This window comes from Moraxella sp. TY6, from assembly GCF_048551375.1.
GTDB lineage: Bacteria > Pseudomonadota > Gammaproteobacteria > Pseudomonadales > Moraxellaceae > Faucicola.
In genome coordinates this window covers 22,912-37,327 of sequence record NZ_JBLYZJ010000006.1, presented here as the reverse complement: position 1 = coordinate 37,327, position 14,416 = coordinate 22,912, and the positions used below count along the sequence as shown (strand labels likewise).

Genomic DNA, 14,416 nt, shown 5'->3' with positions numbered 1-14,416 from the left:
TTATAGGGCGTTTACAAATTTTATTTGGTATGAGCGAGTCTATTTCACATACAGCCATTGATTAAGGGTAGCAGATGTTTACGGTGATTTTTTTAATGTTGGTGATTGCTGGGTGTTCGTGGGTGGCGATGAAGTTGATGTACCCTCGACCCAAGCAAGGTTATTATCAGCCAAAAGCAGGGGAAAGCACAGCCCCTCGCCAGTGTGATTATTGTCATCACACGTTGGCAGAGTGGCGAGGGATTGTGGATGGTGAGCGGTTTTTTTGTAATGCCGACCATCAAGCGGACTTTTTGGCAGGCAAGACCTATCAGCCGTGAGCGATATCCGCCACACGCTGTAACATGGTGTTGACTTTATCCGAGGCTTCTTGGGTTTGGGCTTGTAGGGCTTCAAGCTGTTCGGATTTTTCGTAGAGGGTCAAGGCACACAGTACCAATAGCTCTTCTTGCGGTAGTTGGGGGGCGTGTCTACGCATGTCTTGTACGAAGTTTTGGATATAGTTGGAGGCTCGCTGTAGGGCGGGCTCTTCGTTACTTGGGCAGTTGATGGTGTAGCTACGTCCATTGATAAATATGTCAACTTTGCTCATGGTGTTGCTAGTCATGGGGTTTTCCTAATTTTCATTATCAATTTTGGCAAGGCGTTCGAGTACCAATTTGGTATGTTCGGCGGCCACTTGATTTTTTTCGATAAGTTTTTGGTTATTGTCAGTTAGGGCTTTGATTTGTAATTGGGCTTGTTCGTATTCGGTGCTGATGATGTGATGAGAATCGGCAAGCGATTGGTAGCGTTGTTCAAGGTCGCTGATTTTTTGGTTTTGGGTGTCCAATTCTTGTTGTAGACTTTGATTTTGTTCACGCTCAAGGTCAAGCTGATGCTGAACTTGGTCAAGCTCTTCACTACTGATGTGGGGCTGTGCTTTGAAGGTTTGGACTTGCTCATTGGCAAGCTGATATTTATCAACGACTTTTTCAAGTTTGGTTTGCAGTTGATTTAATTGGTCAATTAATTGGCTCATGGTCAGATGGTCTAGGTAGTTAATTGAAGAAAGGCGGTGAGATTTTTGTGGTTTTTGAACAACCATTGCTTTAATAATGCCATATTTGCCCCTATTTAGGCTAGTATTATCTCGTGTTTCCTGTGAATTTTTATGGGACAATGCGGTTTTGTTTTCGATGTTAGTTCGGTTTTTATAAGGTAAAGGTATCACGATGAATGATTATATTTCAGGTTGGCAGGATTGGGTCGAAGCGTTTGATGATTGGCATGATGTGAGTATTAGCGAGCTTCATGGCTTGGTGAGTGGTGTGGTCAGCGTGTGCGATGCTCCGAATGCCCAAACGTGGCAGGCGTTGCTGACTGAGCTGAGTTTTACCGAGCTTGAGCCAAAGGCGTTGCAATTATTGGAGGAAGAAGCCGAGGATTTGGTGGCTACGTTGACCGATGAGCAAGATAGTTATCAATTTATGCCGTTGTTGCCTGATGATGACCACCCACTGCATGAGCGTTTGACGGCACTCAAAAACTGGGCGAATGGCTTTATGACTGGCTTTGGCGTGACCAATAGCGACTTACGTCCAGAAGAACATGGGCTGTTTAATGATCTTGTGAAAGTGGGGGCGTTGGCAGTGGATGAGTTTGATGAGGCGTTGCAAGGCTCGGATAATCCAGAAGGTGAAGTGGAGTATATGGAGTTGCTCGAATTTGTGCGGATGATTCCTGTGAGTGTGGCTCAAGGTCGTGTGCGTAAATCGGTGGCTAAATTACCGTTGTTGGCAGGATTTGCGATGAATGCTCCGATTGGTGGTGTGTTAAAGCAGGGTGAAGAGGAGCATTTGGATTTTATCGAAAATGCCGAAACGTTTGATGATGAAGATATGGCGTGGGAAGCAGAAAAAGATGCCAATGATGACTTTGTCACCAATATGGTCATTGATGCGATGACTGGGAAAAAACCGTCTTAAATTTGGTTGGTAATTTGTAGGGTGGGTGATAGCCTAATCAACACCCTACATCACTCATGGAAGTAAATTCATGGTTTATCCTCAAGATACCCTAAACTGGTTAAAAAAACTCATCAGCTTTGACACCACCAGTCGCTACTCAAATTTGGCGCTGATTAACTATGTCGAATATTTTTGCCAATCGCTCGAACTGACGCCTTATCTCACTTTTAACGAGGCTCAAAACAAAGCCAATCTTTTCGTCACTGTACCAGCCACCGCCACAGGCAAATCTGTGGTGACAGGCGGATTTGTGCTATCGGGTCATACCGATGTCGTGCCTGTCGATGGGCAGGCGTGGGACACCGACCCATTTACCGCCACCATCAAAGACGGCAAAGTGTATGGGCGTGGGGCGTGTGATATGAAGGGCTTTATCGCCTGTTGCCTAAACCTGTTGCCACAAGCCGTGCAAGCTAGTCGCAATGGCACACTTGCCAAACCGATTCATTTGGCATTTTCGTTTGATGAAGAAGTGGGTTGTTTGGGTGTGCCGTTGCTGTTGGCGGATTTGCAGACACTTGGCATACAGCCTGAGTATTGTATTGTCGGTGAACCGACCATGATGCGATTGGTCACGGCTCACAAGGGCATACAAGTGTATCGTTGCCGTGTACATGGTAAATCGGTGCATTCGTCCTTGACACCGCAAGGCGTGAATGCGATTAGCTATGCCAGTCGCATTATTAATTTTATTGATGAATTAGCCGAAACACTCAAACAACGTACAGACCAAGATACTGCATTTGATGTGCCATTTTCGACATTGTCAGTCGGTACAATCACAGGCGGTACAGCGACCAATATTGTGCCGAATTTGTGCGAATTTACTTTTGATTATCGCAATTTACCACACATGAATGAGGTACAGGTGATTGAGCCTATTCGTGATTTTATTGCGACCCTTGAGCCAAAAATGCAAGCAGTGGCAAGCGAAGCCCATATCGAGCTGACTCGGCAAGAAAGCGTCCCTGCGATGACGGATAAGGACAGCGAGGCGTTGCAACAGTTGATTGTCAATTTGGTGGATGAAAAACTACGGCATAAAGTGGCGTATGCCACCGAGGGCGGGCAGTTTACCGAGGCTGGGATTCCCACGGTGATTTGTGGCTGTGGTAGTATCGAGCAAGCCCATAAACCCAATGAGTTTATTAGCCTTGAGCAATTGCAAAAATGTGATAAATTCTTGGGGGATATTTTGGCGAATTGTTTGACATAGAGTTTGCTAAGCTTTACAATTGTTTTACAAACGTAAAGAGGAAAACTTCATGGCAAATCTAAATATCCGTGTGGATGATACGACCAAACAACAGGCGTTTTTGGCTTTTGATAAGCTTGGCATTTTGCCATCTGATGCGATACGGACTTTTTTGGCGTATGTGGCAACCACAGGAAAAATGCCGATTAAACAGGTGATTATGTGTGATGAAGATGCTGATTTATACGACATTGTCAAAAAACGTATGACTGAAACTGATAAAATCCGTGCGACAACGTTAGATGAGCTTTTTGCATGACTGACAACCTTATACCAACTATTTATGCTGTCAAAGTGCATGATGACTTTACCAAAGAGTTAGCCAAGTTGGATAATGCCATCAAACAACAATTACGCAAAAAATTAGATAAAGTTGTACTCAATCCACATATCCCCAAAAATCGCTTACAGGGTGAGTTATCAAGCTGTTATAAAATCAAACTAAGAAAAGCTGGCATACGCCTAATTTATCAAGTTAATGATGATGAAATTTATATTTTGTTATTAACGGTTGGTAAACGTGCAGACAATGAGGCGTATGATACGGCAGTTAGTCGGTTGTAATGTTTAAAATGAAGAAAAAATATTGAAAAACTAGGTATTTAACTTCCACTTGATCTATAACAAACATTTATACAGCATCGCTATAAATACGCATTTGTATTTACATTTAAAAGTAATTATAATAAAAAGTATATACATACCAAAGGGGGATTTATGCAAATCAACCACGTAACCCAAACCACTAGCAAAATCGGCAAAGTCTTCAAAAGCGGTAACAGTCAAGCGGTGCGGATTCCTGCCAGTTTTCGCCTTGATACAGACCAAGTCAAAATCAGCCAAACCGAAAAAGGGCTTTTGTTAGAGCCGATTTTACCAACACAAGAGCCATCGCTCGATTTATCCAAGGGCGAGGCATTTTTGGCATTATTTAAGGGTTTTCCAGACGATTTTATCGAGGCAGTTGCCGAGCGTGATATGTCGCCACCACAAGAACGTGAACCGCTTTAGGAAAGACTGCCATGAAATATATGTTGGATACCAACATTATCAGTTATTTGATGAAAAACAATCCGCTATCAGTTGCCATTAAAGTCGCTCAATTAACCGATAATGACAAGATGATAATGAGTTTTGTGACGTATGCTGAATTGCTGAAAGGGGCGAAAGCGAGCCAACACGAATCTGTTATTTTGCAAAAATTGGCATTGATTTTACAGCGTGTTGGGGTGGTTTATCCGAGTGATAGCAAGGTATGTGAGCATTATGCCGAGCAGTTTTTGCAGTTAAAGGCGAAAGGCACACCGATTGGTAATAATGATTTGTGGATTGCGTGTCATGCGTTGGCAGAACAAGCGGTTTTGGTGACGCATAATGTCAAAGAATTTGAGCGGATTGTGGGATTAACTGTGGAAGATTGGGTGACATAAAAAATCTGCTAAAGTTAGCAGGTTTTTTAACGCTTAAATTAAAATAAAATCAAACTCTTTCCCATAAAATTTCAACAGGTGTACCAAGAATTTCACTAAACTTGGCTAAAGTTTCTTCGTTAAGATTTTCACCATAGGCGGTTGGGTCTTCAAACTCAAAATCTTCCCCATCTTCTTCTTTTGCTTCTTCGTACTCGGCATATTCTTCACTTTCAAAGAAACTATCATCTAAATCCAAATATTCGTATAAGATATGCGGTTCATAAGCGACAAGATAGTAATGAGTAGCAACTTTTTCGCCATCTACATCAATAGAAAATTCAGTTTCAAATTTTTCACTGCCATCGCTAATCACAGCGTCATAAACAGGACAAATTTCTTGCCAAAATGCCACAGCTTCTTGGTGTTGCTCTGGGTTTGGAATATAGTTTTTATCCACAGGTACAAGGTAAATACGGTTGTCGCTCATTATTGTTTCCTTTTTTAATTGATTGGATTAATTTTGTACCGAAGTACGAATTGAGTATAATGAAAATTTATGACAAAAGAAAGTTTGAAAATTAATAAAACGTCACTCAATGTCGCCTTGTTTTAAAAAGGATTTAACAATGTCAATCACCCTATTACCCCCCTTACCCCAATCTGTATTTGCCAACCGCCGAGCCAAACTCGCTGAGCAGATGACAAATGAAAGTGTCGCAATTTTAGCCACCGCTCCGACCCATATCCGCAATAACGATGCCGAATACAAATACCGAGCCGACAGTAGCTTTTTTTACCTAACAGGCTTTGGTGAGCCTGAAGCGGTCATGGTGCTCGAAAAAATCAATGACAGCGTCAAATACAGTTTATTTCTGCGTGAAAAGGATAAATTACGAGAGATTTGGGACGGTAAACGGGTGGGGCTTGAGCAAGCCAAAACCGATTATAAAGCCGATGAAACCTACGCCATTAGCAAATTGCATGAGATTATACCAACCTTGATTTTTGGCAAAAAACAGGTTTTCGCCCGTTTTGACAGCGATTTAATCAACTGGTTAGAACAAGCCAAACTCAAGCAACGTGGCGAGGGCGTGGTCGAAACCATTACCAATATTGACAGTGTTATCAATGAAATGCGATTGATAAAGGATGAGTTTGAAATCGCCTTGATGAAAGTCGCAGGGCAAATCAGTAGCCAAGGTCATATCCAAGCCATGCAAACTGTCGAGCCAAATATGAATGAGGGCAGACTAGAAGCCGAAGTCAATTATGCCTTTGCCAAATATGGCTGTGTTCCTTCATACAACAGTATCGTGGCAGGGGGTGACAATGCCAATATTTTGCATTATGTCGAAAACGACCAACCGCTCAACGATGGCGACTTGGTGCTGATTGATGCAGGGGCGGAATATCAGCATTATGCAGGGGATATCACTCGCACCTTTCCTGTCAATGGTAAATTTAGCGATGTGCAAAAACAAGTGTATAACATCGTGCTAAACGCCAATATCGAAGCCATCAAAAGCCTAAAAGTAGGGCAACACGGCAAGATTCACCACGAAACTGCCCTCAAAATCTTGACCCAAGGGCTGATTGATTTGGGGATTTTGACAGGCGAAGTCGATAAATTGCTTGAAGAGAAAGCCTATATGCCGTTTTATATGCACGGTACAGGGCATTGGTTGGGGATGGACGTGCATGACGCAGGACGCTATAACGGTGATGACGGCAATCCTCGTCCATTACAGGCAGGCATGGTGATTACGGTCGAGCCGGGTTTGTATTTGGCATGTGATAATCCGCTTGTCCCAGAGAAATATCGTGGGATTGGTATTCGTATCGAGGATGATGTGGTGGTCACCGATGGTGAGCCGTTGGTGTTGACTAGCGATGTGCCAAAAACGGTTGATGAGATAGAAGCTTTGATGAAGAAGTAGGTAGGGGCGTATTGCATACGCCCAATATGTCAAGGAACATCGATATGTTGCATTTTGAAAGTTTGGAAAACATACCAAAAAGTAAGGTGCGTCATACGCACCTTACTATTCGGCATGAAAAATTTATTCTGCCATATCTGGATGAGCCAAGTGTTCAAGTTTGGCTTCAGGCAAACTGGTCAACAAATGAATCCGCTGTGATAACTGACGTAACACATGGCTAAACGCCTCTTTTTCCGCCTCGCTATCCGCTGACACACTATCACTATCGCTGATATGCCAATGAGCCGTCATGGGGAACAATCCATCAAGTTCGCTATCTTCTTGCACCGATTGACATAGCCCAATCACCATATCAATCTTGGGAGCATCTTCACCCAAAAATTGTTGCACAGACTTGGGTTGAAGGTTTTCGACATCAAAGCCCTCATCTTCTAATACCTGTAGCGTATAAGGGTGGGCGTGGCGACTGGGTTCTAACCCTGCACTATAAGCGACAAAGCGACCTGCCCCTGCTTTATTTAAAATTGCCTCCGCCATCAAACTGCGACTGGCATTGTGCTTACACAAGAATAATACGCCATAAGGTTCAGCCATTGTTTACTCCTAAATAACAGTTTATCAAAAAATTCATGTCCAACTAATATCAAAACTTCCTCTCATTATATTGTAACCAAGTTAATAAAAAATGACCAGTAATGAGTTGGTAGAAGGGTTGGAGATAGTATAAATAGTAAATGATGGGAATGATTATCAGTCATGTTGGTGGTGAGGGGCGATTAATGATATGACTTTATGAGTATAATGAAAAGTTTGGCTAATAATAAAAATTATTTATCTAAAATTGTAATATTATAACTATTTGATTTTTATAAATAAAAATATAAATCATCAAATTTTGGTTAACTTTTTGTTTTTGACTCAAAAAAGAAAGTTTGACATTGTGGTGTGATTGATGAACAATCTATGGCATCGCAACACTAAGTTGCAAATTTTATCAATTCGTTACATTTAGCAAACAGGAGGGTATATGACGCAAGATCATCATTCTTCGCATTCCCAATGGAGTTCAAAGATTGGGTTTTTGATGGCAGCCGTTGGTTCGGCTGTGGGTTTGGGTAGTATTTGGAAATTCCCTTATATGACAGGGGAATTTGGCGGTTCTGCCTTTGTGATTTTGTTTATTGTCAGTATCACCCTAATTGGTTTTCCTGTGTTGGTCGCTGAATGGATGATTGGTCGCCGTGGTCAAAGCAATCCGATTGATAGCTTCCAAAAAGTCGCTGTGCAAGAAAATGCCAGTCAAGGTTGGCGTTGGCTTGGTGGCTTGGGTGTATTGGCATCGTTTTTGATTTTGTCATTCTATAGTGTGATTGGTGGCTGGGCGTTGAACTATATCGCTAAAACAGGCACAAATACCTTTCACGGTATGGACGGCAAAGCGACCGAGGCTGTGTTCAATGCGATGTTGGCAAGCCCATCAGAGCTGACGATTTGGCATACTGGTTTTATGATTTTGACGGCTCTAATTGTGGCTGGCGGTGTATCTGGTGGTATTGAGCGTGCGTCAAAATGGCTAATGCCTGCGTTGGCGGTGATTATGGTGGTGATTGTTGGCTATAATCTATTTAATGCAGAATTTGCCAAAGGATTCTGGTACTTATTTGACTTTAACTTCGCCAAAATGCAAGAAGTCGGCGTGGGTAAAGTATTGATTGCTGCCCTAGGTCATGCGTTCTTCTGTTTGTCACTCGGCATGGGTATCATGGTGGCTTACGGCTCTTACCTAAAAAGTGATGTGAATTTGCTATCTACCGCTCGTACCGTTATCGTGTGGGATGTGATTTTCTCATTGATGGCAGGTTTGGCGATTTTCCCAATTATCTTTAGTAATGGTCTTGACCCAGCAGGCGGGCCTGGTTTGGTGTTTGTGTCATTGCCGATTGCCTTTGGTAAAATGAGCGTGGGCTTGGTTGTTGGTACGCTATTCTTTATGTTGTTGACCTTTGCTGCCTTGACTTCATCTATCTCATTGCTTGAGCCAATCGTGGCATTATTGGAAGAAAAAACTTCATTGAATCGTATGCCTAGCACCATCATCGCTGCTGTAGCGACATGGTTATTGGGTATTGCGGCGTTATTGTCATTCAATGTATGGGGCGATATCACCATTTTACCAAAAATGAATATCTTCGATTCGCTTGACTATGCGACCAGCCGTATCATGCTACCATTGGTGGGCTTGGGTACTATGATTTTGGTGGCATGGCGTATGAATCAGCCAAACATCAAAGCCGAGCTTGGTTTGTCTGACAGCCAATGGTCAATTTGGCAAATTACCACCAAATACATTGCACCGATTGGGATTGTGGCGGTATTTATCGCACAAATCGTGGGTTATGGTGCGTAATCCTTCATCCATTATTTCCTAAGCATAAAAAAGCCCTCAATGTGATATTGAGGGCTTTTTTATGCTTATTAAGTCAGGGGTTATAATGAGAAACCAATTTGTGTAACCCCACCCCAGCCCTCCCCTTAGCAGGGGAGGGAGTATTTCTCCCCCTGTTACAGGTGAGAAGCACTGCTTCGCAAGAGAGGGGGTACAAAAAGAGGTTTGACGAATAAAATTAATCCGTCCCAAATTCTTGGCGTTTTTTGGCAAAGAATCTATCCAGTCTATCCATTGCTTCATTCAGCTCAAACGCATTTGGCAAAAATACCACCCTAAAATGGTCTGGGGCGTGCCAGTTAAAGCCAGTGCCTTGCACCATCAATACTTTTTCGGCTTGCAATAATTCCATCATAAACGCCATGTCGTCCTCAATCGGATATACCTCACGGTCGATTTTTGGAAAGCAATAAAACGCCCCTTGAGGCATGGTACAGCTGATGCCTTTAATCGCATTGAGGCGTTCGATAGCGATTTCACGTTGCTTATATAGGCGACCAGTCGGAGCGGTCAAGGCTTGCATACTTTGATAACCACCCATCGCTGTTTGGATAGCGTATTGGGCTGGCACATTGGCACATAGACGCATAGATGAGAGCATCTGTAGCCCTTCAATAAAGTCAGACGCATGGTCTTTTTTACCAGATATCATCAACCAACCTGAGCGAAAGCCTGCAATACGGTGCGATTTTGATAAGCCATTGTAGCTTAACACAAGGCAGTTTTTGGCAAGGGTACACAGCGGAATATGCACGGCATCATCATATAATACACGGTCATAAATCTCATCTGCCATTAGCACAAGGTTGTGCTTTTCTGCCAATGCCACGATTTTTTTGAGGTTATCGGTCGAGTACAACGCCCCTGTTGGGTTGTTAGGGTTAATCACCACGATACCTTTGGTATTTGGGGTGATTTTGGCTTCAATATCAGCAATATCGGGTTGCCAGTTATCGGCTTCATTACACAGATAATGTACTGCCTTACCGCCTGCCAAATTGGTGGCAGCCGTCCACAGCGGATAGTCAGGCATGGGAATTAGCACTTCATCACCATCATTGAGCATGGCTTGCATGGTCATCACAATCAGCTCGGACACACCATTACCGACATACACATCCGACACATCAACCGCTTCGAGTAGCCCCTTGGCTTGATAATATTGCAAAATCGCCTTACGAGCGGCAAAAATCCCTTGCGAATCGCTATAGCCAATGGCATTGGGTAGATTGACGGCGACATCGGATAAAATCTCTTGTGGGGCTTCCAGACCAAATGGGGCAGGGTTGCCGATATTGAGCTTTAAGATTTTATGACCTTGGGCTTCCATACGGTTGGCAGTTTGAAGCAGTGGGCCTCGGATATCGTAGCAAACGTTTTGCAATTTATCGGATTTATTTAACGCATTCATGGGACTTCCAGTTTGATTGACAGAAAAATGAGGGCCAGTGGTAGTGGGGGTAATTGCTAAATCGGTTGCATTGTCAGTGGTTGTTAAGCCAATCGATTCAGGCATTGGGGGTATAGAGTTTGATGTAGCGATATCACCAGAAAGCAAATAGCTTTCGCTACAGTCTAGTAGGCGAGCCAACACAGGCAATTTGGTCGAAACAATGCCATTATTGCCACGCTCCCAGTTGCTAATCGCCCCTCGGCTGACTTTTGCCCCTGCTTGGGTCATCAGTGTTGCCAGTTGTTCGGTGGTGAACCCCTTGGCTTTTCGCAGTTGCGTAAGGCGTTGACCTTGCTCAATAAATGCCTCATTGCCACGTTCTACCACGTCTTTATTTGCCGTTGGTGCAATGGATGGTTGAGAATTCATAAAAATTCGCTTAATATTGTTAAGAGTTATGGTGTAAGGACAACATAATAAATGGTGAATTGTCAGAATTTCTGACAATATACTTAAATATTAATATTATAGCCATAATTTAAACCTAACAAGTAGAAAAAGCAAGAATAACTTACATTATATCCCATTGATGAGGACATACCGTGAATAATTTTTATCAACTCACCGCTACCAATATCCAAGGTAAATCGTTTGATTTTGCCCAATTACAAGGCAAGGCAGTGCTAATCGTCAATACCGCCAGTCAATGTGGTTTTACCCCACAATATGCAGGGCTTGAGCAACTGTATCAACGTTATAAAAATCAAGGCTTGGTGGTATTGGGATTTCCGTGTAATCAGTTTGGCGGACAAGAGCCGAAAGGCGAGGCGAGTATTGCGGAATTTTGCGAGCTTAACTATGGCGTGACTTTTCCGATGATGGCAAAAGTGGATGTCAACGGTGACAACACCCATCCTGTGTATCAATTTTTGAAGACCCAGCCGAATGGCGATGGGCTGTTAGGCAATAAAATTAAATGGAATTTTACCAAATTTTTGGTCAGTCCACAGGGGGAAGTCGTGAAGCGGTATGCTCCGATGGCAAAACCAATGGATATTGCGGAGGATATTGAGCAAGTCATCGCCTAATTGTTTTGATAAAAATCATAGACAATAAAAAAGCCAATAATCAAAATTATTGGCTTTTTTGGCTAAATCACAAAATTATTTGATTTTAGCTTCTTTGAACAGCACGTGTTGACGAACCACTGGGTCAAACTTTTTGATTTCCATTTTGTTTGGCATGGTACGTTTGTTTTTGGTAGTGGTATAAAAATAGCCAGTACCTGCTGTTGATACTAATTTGATTTTATCACGCATGGTAAAACTCCATAACTATCGGTTGAAAGGGAAAATTAAGCAAGTTCAAAGACTTAACTTAGATTTTCTCGCCACGAGCACGCATATCGGCTAATACTTGGTCAATACCCAATTTATCAATGATACGCATACCTTTGGTTGATAAGCGAAGACGCACAAAGCGGTTTTCACTTTCTACCCAAAAGCGATGGTTATGAAGGTTTGGTAGAAAACGACGGCGGGTTTTGTTGTTTGCGTGTGAAACATTGTTACCTACCGCTGGGCGTTTTCCAGTCACTTGGCATACACGAGACATGGCAGACTCCTAATCGGTTTTGCATGAGGGTGGCTCATGCCTATCTATACTGGGCTGAAGACCTGTCAATTTGCCGTATGGGGAACTGTAGGTCATCAGAATGAATCTTTCGGATTTTATCGGCATCGTGTGACCTAAAAATCAAGTCAATGCCAAAAAAATCGCAGGTAAATTTAAAGCCGCTATTTATACCACAAGCCCCCAAAAAAAGCAACATTGACCCAAAAAAAAGCTATTTATTTTGTTAATTTACAATTTATCCTTCGACAAGCTCAGAATGAGCGGTTTTTTATATAGGACTTACGCAAAAATGCCATGTGTAGGTTGGGTGGAAGCATGACACCCAACATAAACCATTGAAATTGTTGGGTATCGCAAGCTCTACCCAACCTACGATTTGGTTAAATGCGTAAGTCCTATTATAACTGAATAACTGAAAATTTTTATGGTTAGTTATTTTAATTGTTAAATAATTAAGTTTTTGTAATGAATGTATGGTTAAAAGCTTATTTTTTAGTCAAAAAATTGTAAAATATTGTTATGGTTATTTTATGATTAAAATCAATAATTTTGGTATTTTAAAGGTGATAATTTTTAGAATTTTAACCTTGCTGTAATTTGAGTTTTTATGATTTTTTTGTTAATGTTATTGTTCATTTATTTTAATAAAAAAGATATCTTATGAATTCGATAAAACTTGACCGCTTCGGTCCTTTCCCAAGGGTGAATCGCCCTGTGTTTATCGTGTCAGCAGGGCTGATTTTAGGATTTATCCTGTTTGGGGCGTTGTTTAGCGAGTTGGCAAATACGGTGTTTAGCCAAATGCAGTCGTTTATTTCGCACCGTTTTCGTTGGTTTTTTATTGTGCTGATGAATGTGGCAGTGGTGTTTAGCTTGTATGTGGCGATTAGTCGCTATGGCGATATTCGGCTAGGGCATCAGACCGAACATCCTGAGTATAGCTTGTTGTCTTGGTTTGGGATGTTGTTTAGTGCGGGGATTGGTATTGGGCTGTTGTATTGGGGGACGGCAGAACCGCTGTATCACTTTATGTCGCCTCCGATGGGGCAACCAGAGACGGTGGAGTCCGCCAAGCAAGCGATGAGTATTTCGTTTTTGCATTGGGGGCTTCATGCTTGGGCATTGTACTGTGTGGTGGCGTTGTCGCTGGCGTATTTTCATTATCGCCGTGGCTTGCCGTTGCTGATTCGCTCGGTGCTGTATCCTTTGATTGGACAGAGAATCTATGGCAGATGGGGGCATACGGTCGACATTTTGGCGGTATTTGGCACGATGTTTGGTGTGGTGACTTCGCTGGGGCTTGGGGTGATGCAAATCAATGCAGGGTTTAGCAATGTGTTTGGCATTCCTAATAGCATTACCGTGCAGATTGTGCTGATTGCGTGTATTACGGCGATGGCGACCATGTCGGTGATGATGGGGCTGGATAAAGGGGTGAAGCGATTAAGTGATTTTAATATCGGTTTGACGGCTTTGCTACTTGGTTTTATGTTATTTTTTGGCCCTACGCAGTTTATTGTTGATAGTTTTATCGAGAATGTAGGGAATTATATCACCCAGTTGATTCCACTCGGATTTTGGAGTGAGGCGTATAGTGGTACGGATTGGCAAGCGAATTGGACGATTTTTTATTGGGCGTGGTGGGTGAGCTGGTCGCCGTTTGTTGGGATTTTTGTGGCTCGTATTTCACGTGGTCGTACGATTCGAGAGTTTATTTTTGGGGTGTTATTTATCCCTATGCTGTTGTTGTTCTTTTGGTTTACCACGTTTGGCGGAACGGCAGTCCACATGGAGCTGACGGGTAATTATGGCTTAATCGAGGCGGTTAAGGCAGATTATGGCAATGCGATTTTTAAGTTAATTGAGTATTATCCATTGACTCAGCCGTTGACCTTGTTGATTGTATTGATGATTATTTTGTGGTTTGTGACTTCGTCAGATTCGGCAAGTTTGGTGATTGATATGTTGACCGCAGGTGGCGATACCAATCCACCTAAAATCCAACGCTTATTTTGGGCAATCGCTCAAGGCGTGATTGCAGCTGTGCTGTTAGTGGCAGGTGGTTTGGGAGCATTGCAAGCGGCGGCGATTATTGCAGGCTTTCCGTTTGCGTTGGTGGTGTTTTTGATGATGTTTTGCCTATGGCGAGGTTTGAGCCGTGACCATTTGACGCTATATCGCAATCAACAATGGTATATGACCGAAGAATCTGCCGAGCATAATTCTGCCAATGAATTTGCTGATGAGCATTTGTTAAGCTATCCAAGTAAGATGGTAAAAAGTGCGGTGGCAAAAAATGATGAAATTAATGAGATAAAAGGATAAT

18 protein-coding genes are annotated in these 14,416 nt (G+C 42.6%); 11 read left to right on the top strand and 7 right to left on the bottom strand.

The window, feature by feature from the left end:
• Window positions 1-74 precede the first annotated feature (74 nt).
• Window positions 75-320: a hypothetical protein gene (locus tag ACK1U4_RS05885; RefSeq protein ID WP_419401822.1), complete on the top strand. Its 246-nt coding sequence runs from the start codon at window positions 75-77 to the stop codon at window positions 318-320.
• Here ACK1U4_RS05885 and ACK1U4_RS05880 read toward each other — a convergent pair.
• Complete coding sequence (locus ACK1U4_RS05880; protein WP_419401821.1) at window positions 311-607, bottom strand: cell division protein ZapA; 297 nt, start codon at window positions 605-607, stop codon at window positions 311-313. The two genes, ACK1U4_RS05885 and ACK1U4_RS05880, sit on opposite strands and share 10 nt — an antisense overlap.
• A 9-nt stretch (window positions 608-616) precedes the next feature.
• Window positions 617-1,021, bottom strand: a complete 405-nt coding sequence (locus tag ACK1U4_RS05875; RefSeq protein WP_419401820.1) for a hypothetical protein — start codon at window positions 1,019-1,021, stop codon at window positions 617-619.
• Between the two features lie 193 nt (window positions 1,022-1,214).
• Between ACK1U4_RS05875 and ACK1U4_RS05870 the strand changes: the two genes are divergently transcribed.
• The 6 genes from ACK1U4_RS05870 (at window position 1,215) to ACK1U4_RS05845 (ending at window position 4,694) form a co-directional block, all read left to right on the top strand.
• A complete protein-coding gene (locus ACK1U4_RS05870; protein ID WP_419401819.1) occupies window positions 1,215-1,967 on the top strand; it encodes a UPF0149 family protein in 753 nt (250 codons plus the stop codon).
• Window positions 1,968-2,037: 70 nt separating this feature from the next.
• A complete protein-coding gene (gene argE / locus ACK1U4_RS05865; protein WP_419401818.1) occupies window positions 2,038-3,225 on the top strand; it encodes an acetylornithine deacetylase in 1,188 nt (395 codons plus the stop codon).
• 49 nt (window positions 3,226-3,274) lie between these two features.
• Window positions 3,275-3,523 carry a type II toxin-antitoxin system RelB/DinJ family antitoxin gene (locus tag ACK1U4_RS05860; protein WP_419401817.1) on the top strand — a complete coding sequence of 83 codons (249 nt, stop codon included), beginning with the start codon at window positions 3,275-3,277 and terminating at the stop codon, window positions 3,521-3,523.
• Window positions 3,520-3,828 (top strand): type II toxin-antitoxin system RelE family toxin, encoded by a 309-nt coding sequence (locus ACK1U4_RS05855; protein ID WP_419401816.1) that lies wholly within the window; start codon window positions 3,520-3,522, stop codon window positions 3,826-3,828. The genes ACK1U4_RS05860 and ACK1U4_RS05855 overlap by 4 nt, the downstream gene beginning before the upstream one ends.
• Before the next feature lie 153 nt (window positions 3,829-3,981).
• On the top strand, window positions 3,982-4,275 hold the full coding sequence (locus tag ACK1U4_RS05850) for an antitoxin (protein WP_419401815.1): 294 nt from the start codon (window positions 3,982-3,984) through the stop codon (window positions 4,273-4,275).
• Window positions 4,276-4,286: 11 nt separating this feature from the next.
• Entirely contained in the window at window positions 4,287-4,694 is a 408-nt protein-coding gene (locus tag ACK1U4_RS05845) for a type II toxin-antitoxin system VapC family toxin (protein ID WP_419401814.1), read from the top strand.
• Window positions 4,695-4,743: 49 nt separating this feature from the next.
• Here the strand turns inward: ACK1U4_RS05845 and ACK1U4_RS05840 are convergent, their stop codons facing one another.
• On the bottom strand, window positions 4,744-5,163 hold the full coding sequence (locus tag ACK1U4_RS05840) for a hypothetical protein (protein ID WP_419401813.1): 420 nt from the start codon (window positions 5,161-5,163) through the stop codon (window positions 4,744-4,746).
• Between the two features lie 139 nt (window positions 5,164-5,302).
• Between ACK1U4_RS05840 and ACK1U4_RS05835 the strand changes: the two genes are divergently transcribed.
• Window positions 5,303-6,613: an aminopeptidase P N-terminal domain-containing protein gene (locus tag ACK1U4_RS05835; RefSeq protein WP_419401812.1), complete on the top strand. Its 1,311-nt coding sequence runs from the start codon at window positions 5,303-5,305 to the stop codon at window positions 6,611-6,613.
• A gap of 123 nt (window positions 6,614-6,736) precedes the next feature.
• On the opposite strand, the gene ACK1U4_RS05830 is transcribed toward ACK1U4_RS05835, so the two are convergent.
• On the bottom strand, window positions 6,737-7,210 hold the full coding sequence (locus ACK1U4_RS05830; protein WP_419401811.1) for an arsenate reductase ArsC: 474 nt from the start codon (window positions 7,208-7,210) through the stop codon (window positions 6,737-6,739).
• 433 nt (window positions 7,211-7,643) lie between these two features.
• On the opposite strand from ACK1U4_RS05830, the gene ACK1U4_RS05825 reads away from it, so the two are divergent.
• Window positions 7,644-9,023, top strand: coding sequence for a sodium-dependent transporter (locus ACK1U4_RS05825; protein WP_419401810.1), 1,380 nt, complete (start codon window positions 7,644-7,646; stop codon window positions 9,021-9,023).
• A gap of 217 nt (window positions 9,024-9,240) precedes the next feature.
• Here the strand turns inward: ACK1U4_RS05825 and ACK1U4_RS05820 are convergent, their stop codons facing one another.
• Window positions 9,241-10,884 (bottom strand): aminotransferase class I/II-fold pyridoxal phosphate-dependent enzyme, encoded by a 1,644-nt coding sequence (locus ACK1U4_RS05820; protein WP_419401809.1) that lies wholly within the window; start codon window positions 10,882-10,884, stop codon window positions 9,241-9,243.
• A gap of 173 nt (window positions 10,885-11,057) precedes the next feature.
• On the opposite strand from ACK1U4_RS05820, the gene ACK1U4_RS05815 reads away from it, so the two are divergent.
• Window positions 11,058-11,543, top strand: coding sequence for a glutathione peroxidase (locus ACK1U4_RS05815; protein ID WP_419401808.1), 486 nt, complete (start codon window positions 11,058-11,060; stop codon window positions 11,541-11,543).
• A 75-nt stretch (window positions 11,544-11,618) separates the two neighbouring features.
• Here ACK1U4_RS05815 and rpmG read toward each other — a convergent pair whose 3' ends face one another.
• Together rpmG and rpmB are read right to left on the bottom strand one after the other, a co-directional pair.
• Entirely contained in the window at window positions 11,619-11,774 is a 156-nt protein-coding gene (gene rpmG / locus ACK1U4_RS05810; protein ID WP_036587286.1) for a 50S ribosomal protein L33, read from the bottom strand.
• 58 nt (window positions 11,775-11,832) lie between these two features.
• Window positions 11,833-12,069 (bottom strand): 50S ribosomal protein L28, encoded by a 237-nt coding sequence (rpmB, locus tag ACK1U4_RS05805; protein WP_419401807.1) that lies wholly within the window; start codon window positions 12,067-12,069, stop codon window positions 11,833-11,835.
• Between the two features lie 681 nt (window positions 12,070-12,750).
• Here rpmB and ACK1U4_RS05800 point away from each other — a divergent pair.
• Entirely contained in the window at window positions 12,751-14,415 is a 1,665-nt protein-coding gene (locus ACK1U4_RS05800; protein WP_419401806.1) for a BCCT family transporter, read from the top strand.
• Window position 14,416: the final 1 nt, after the last annotated feature.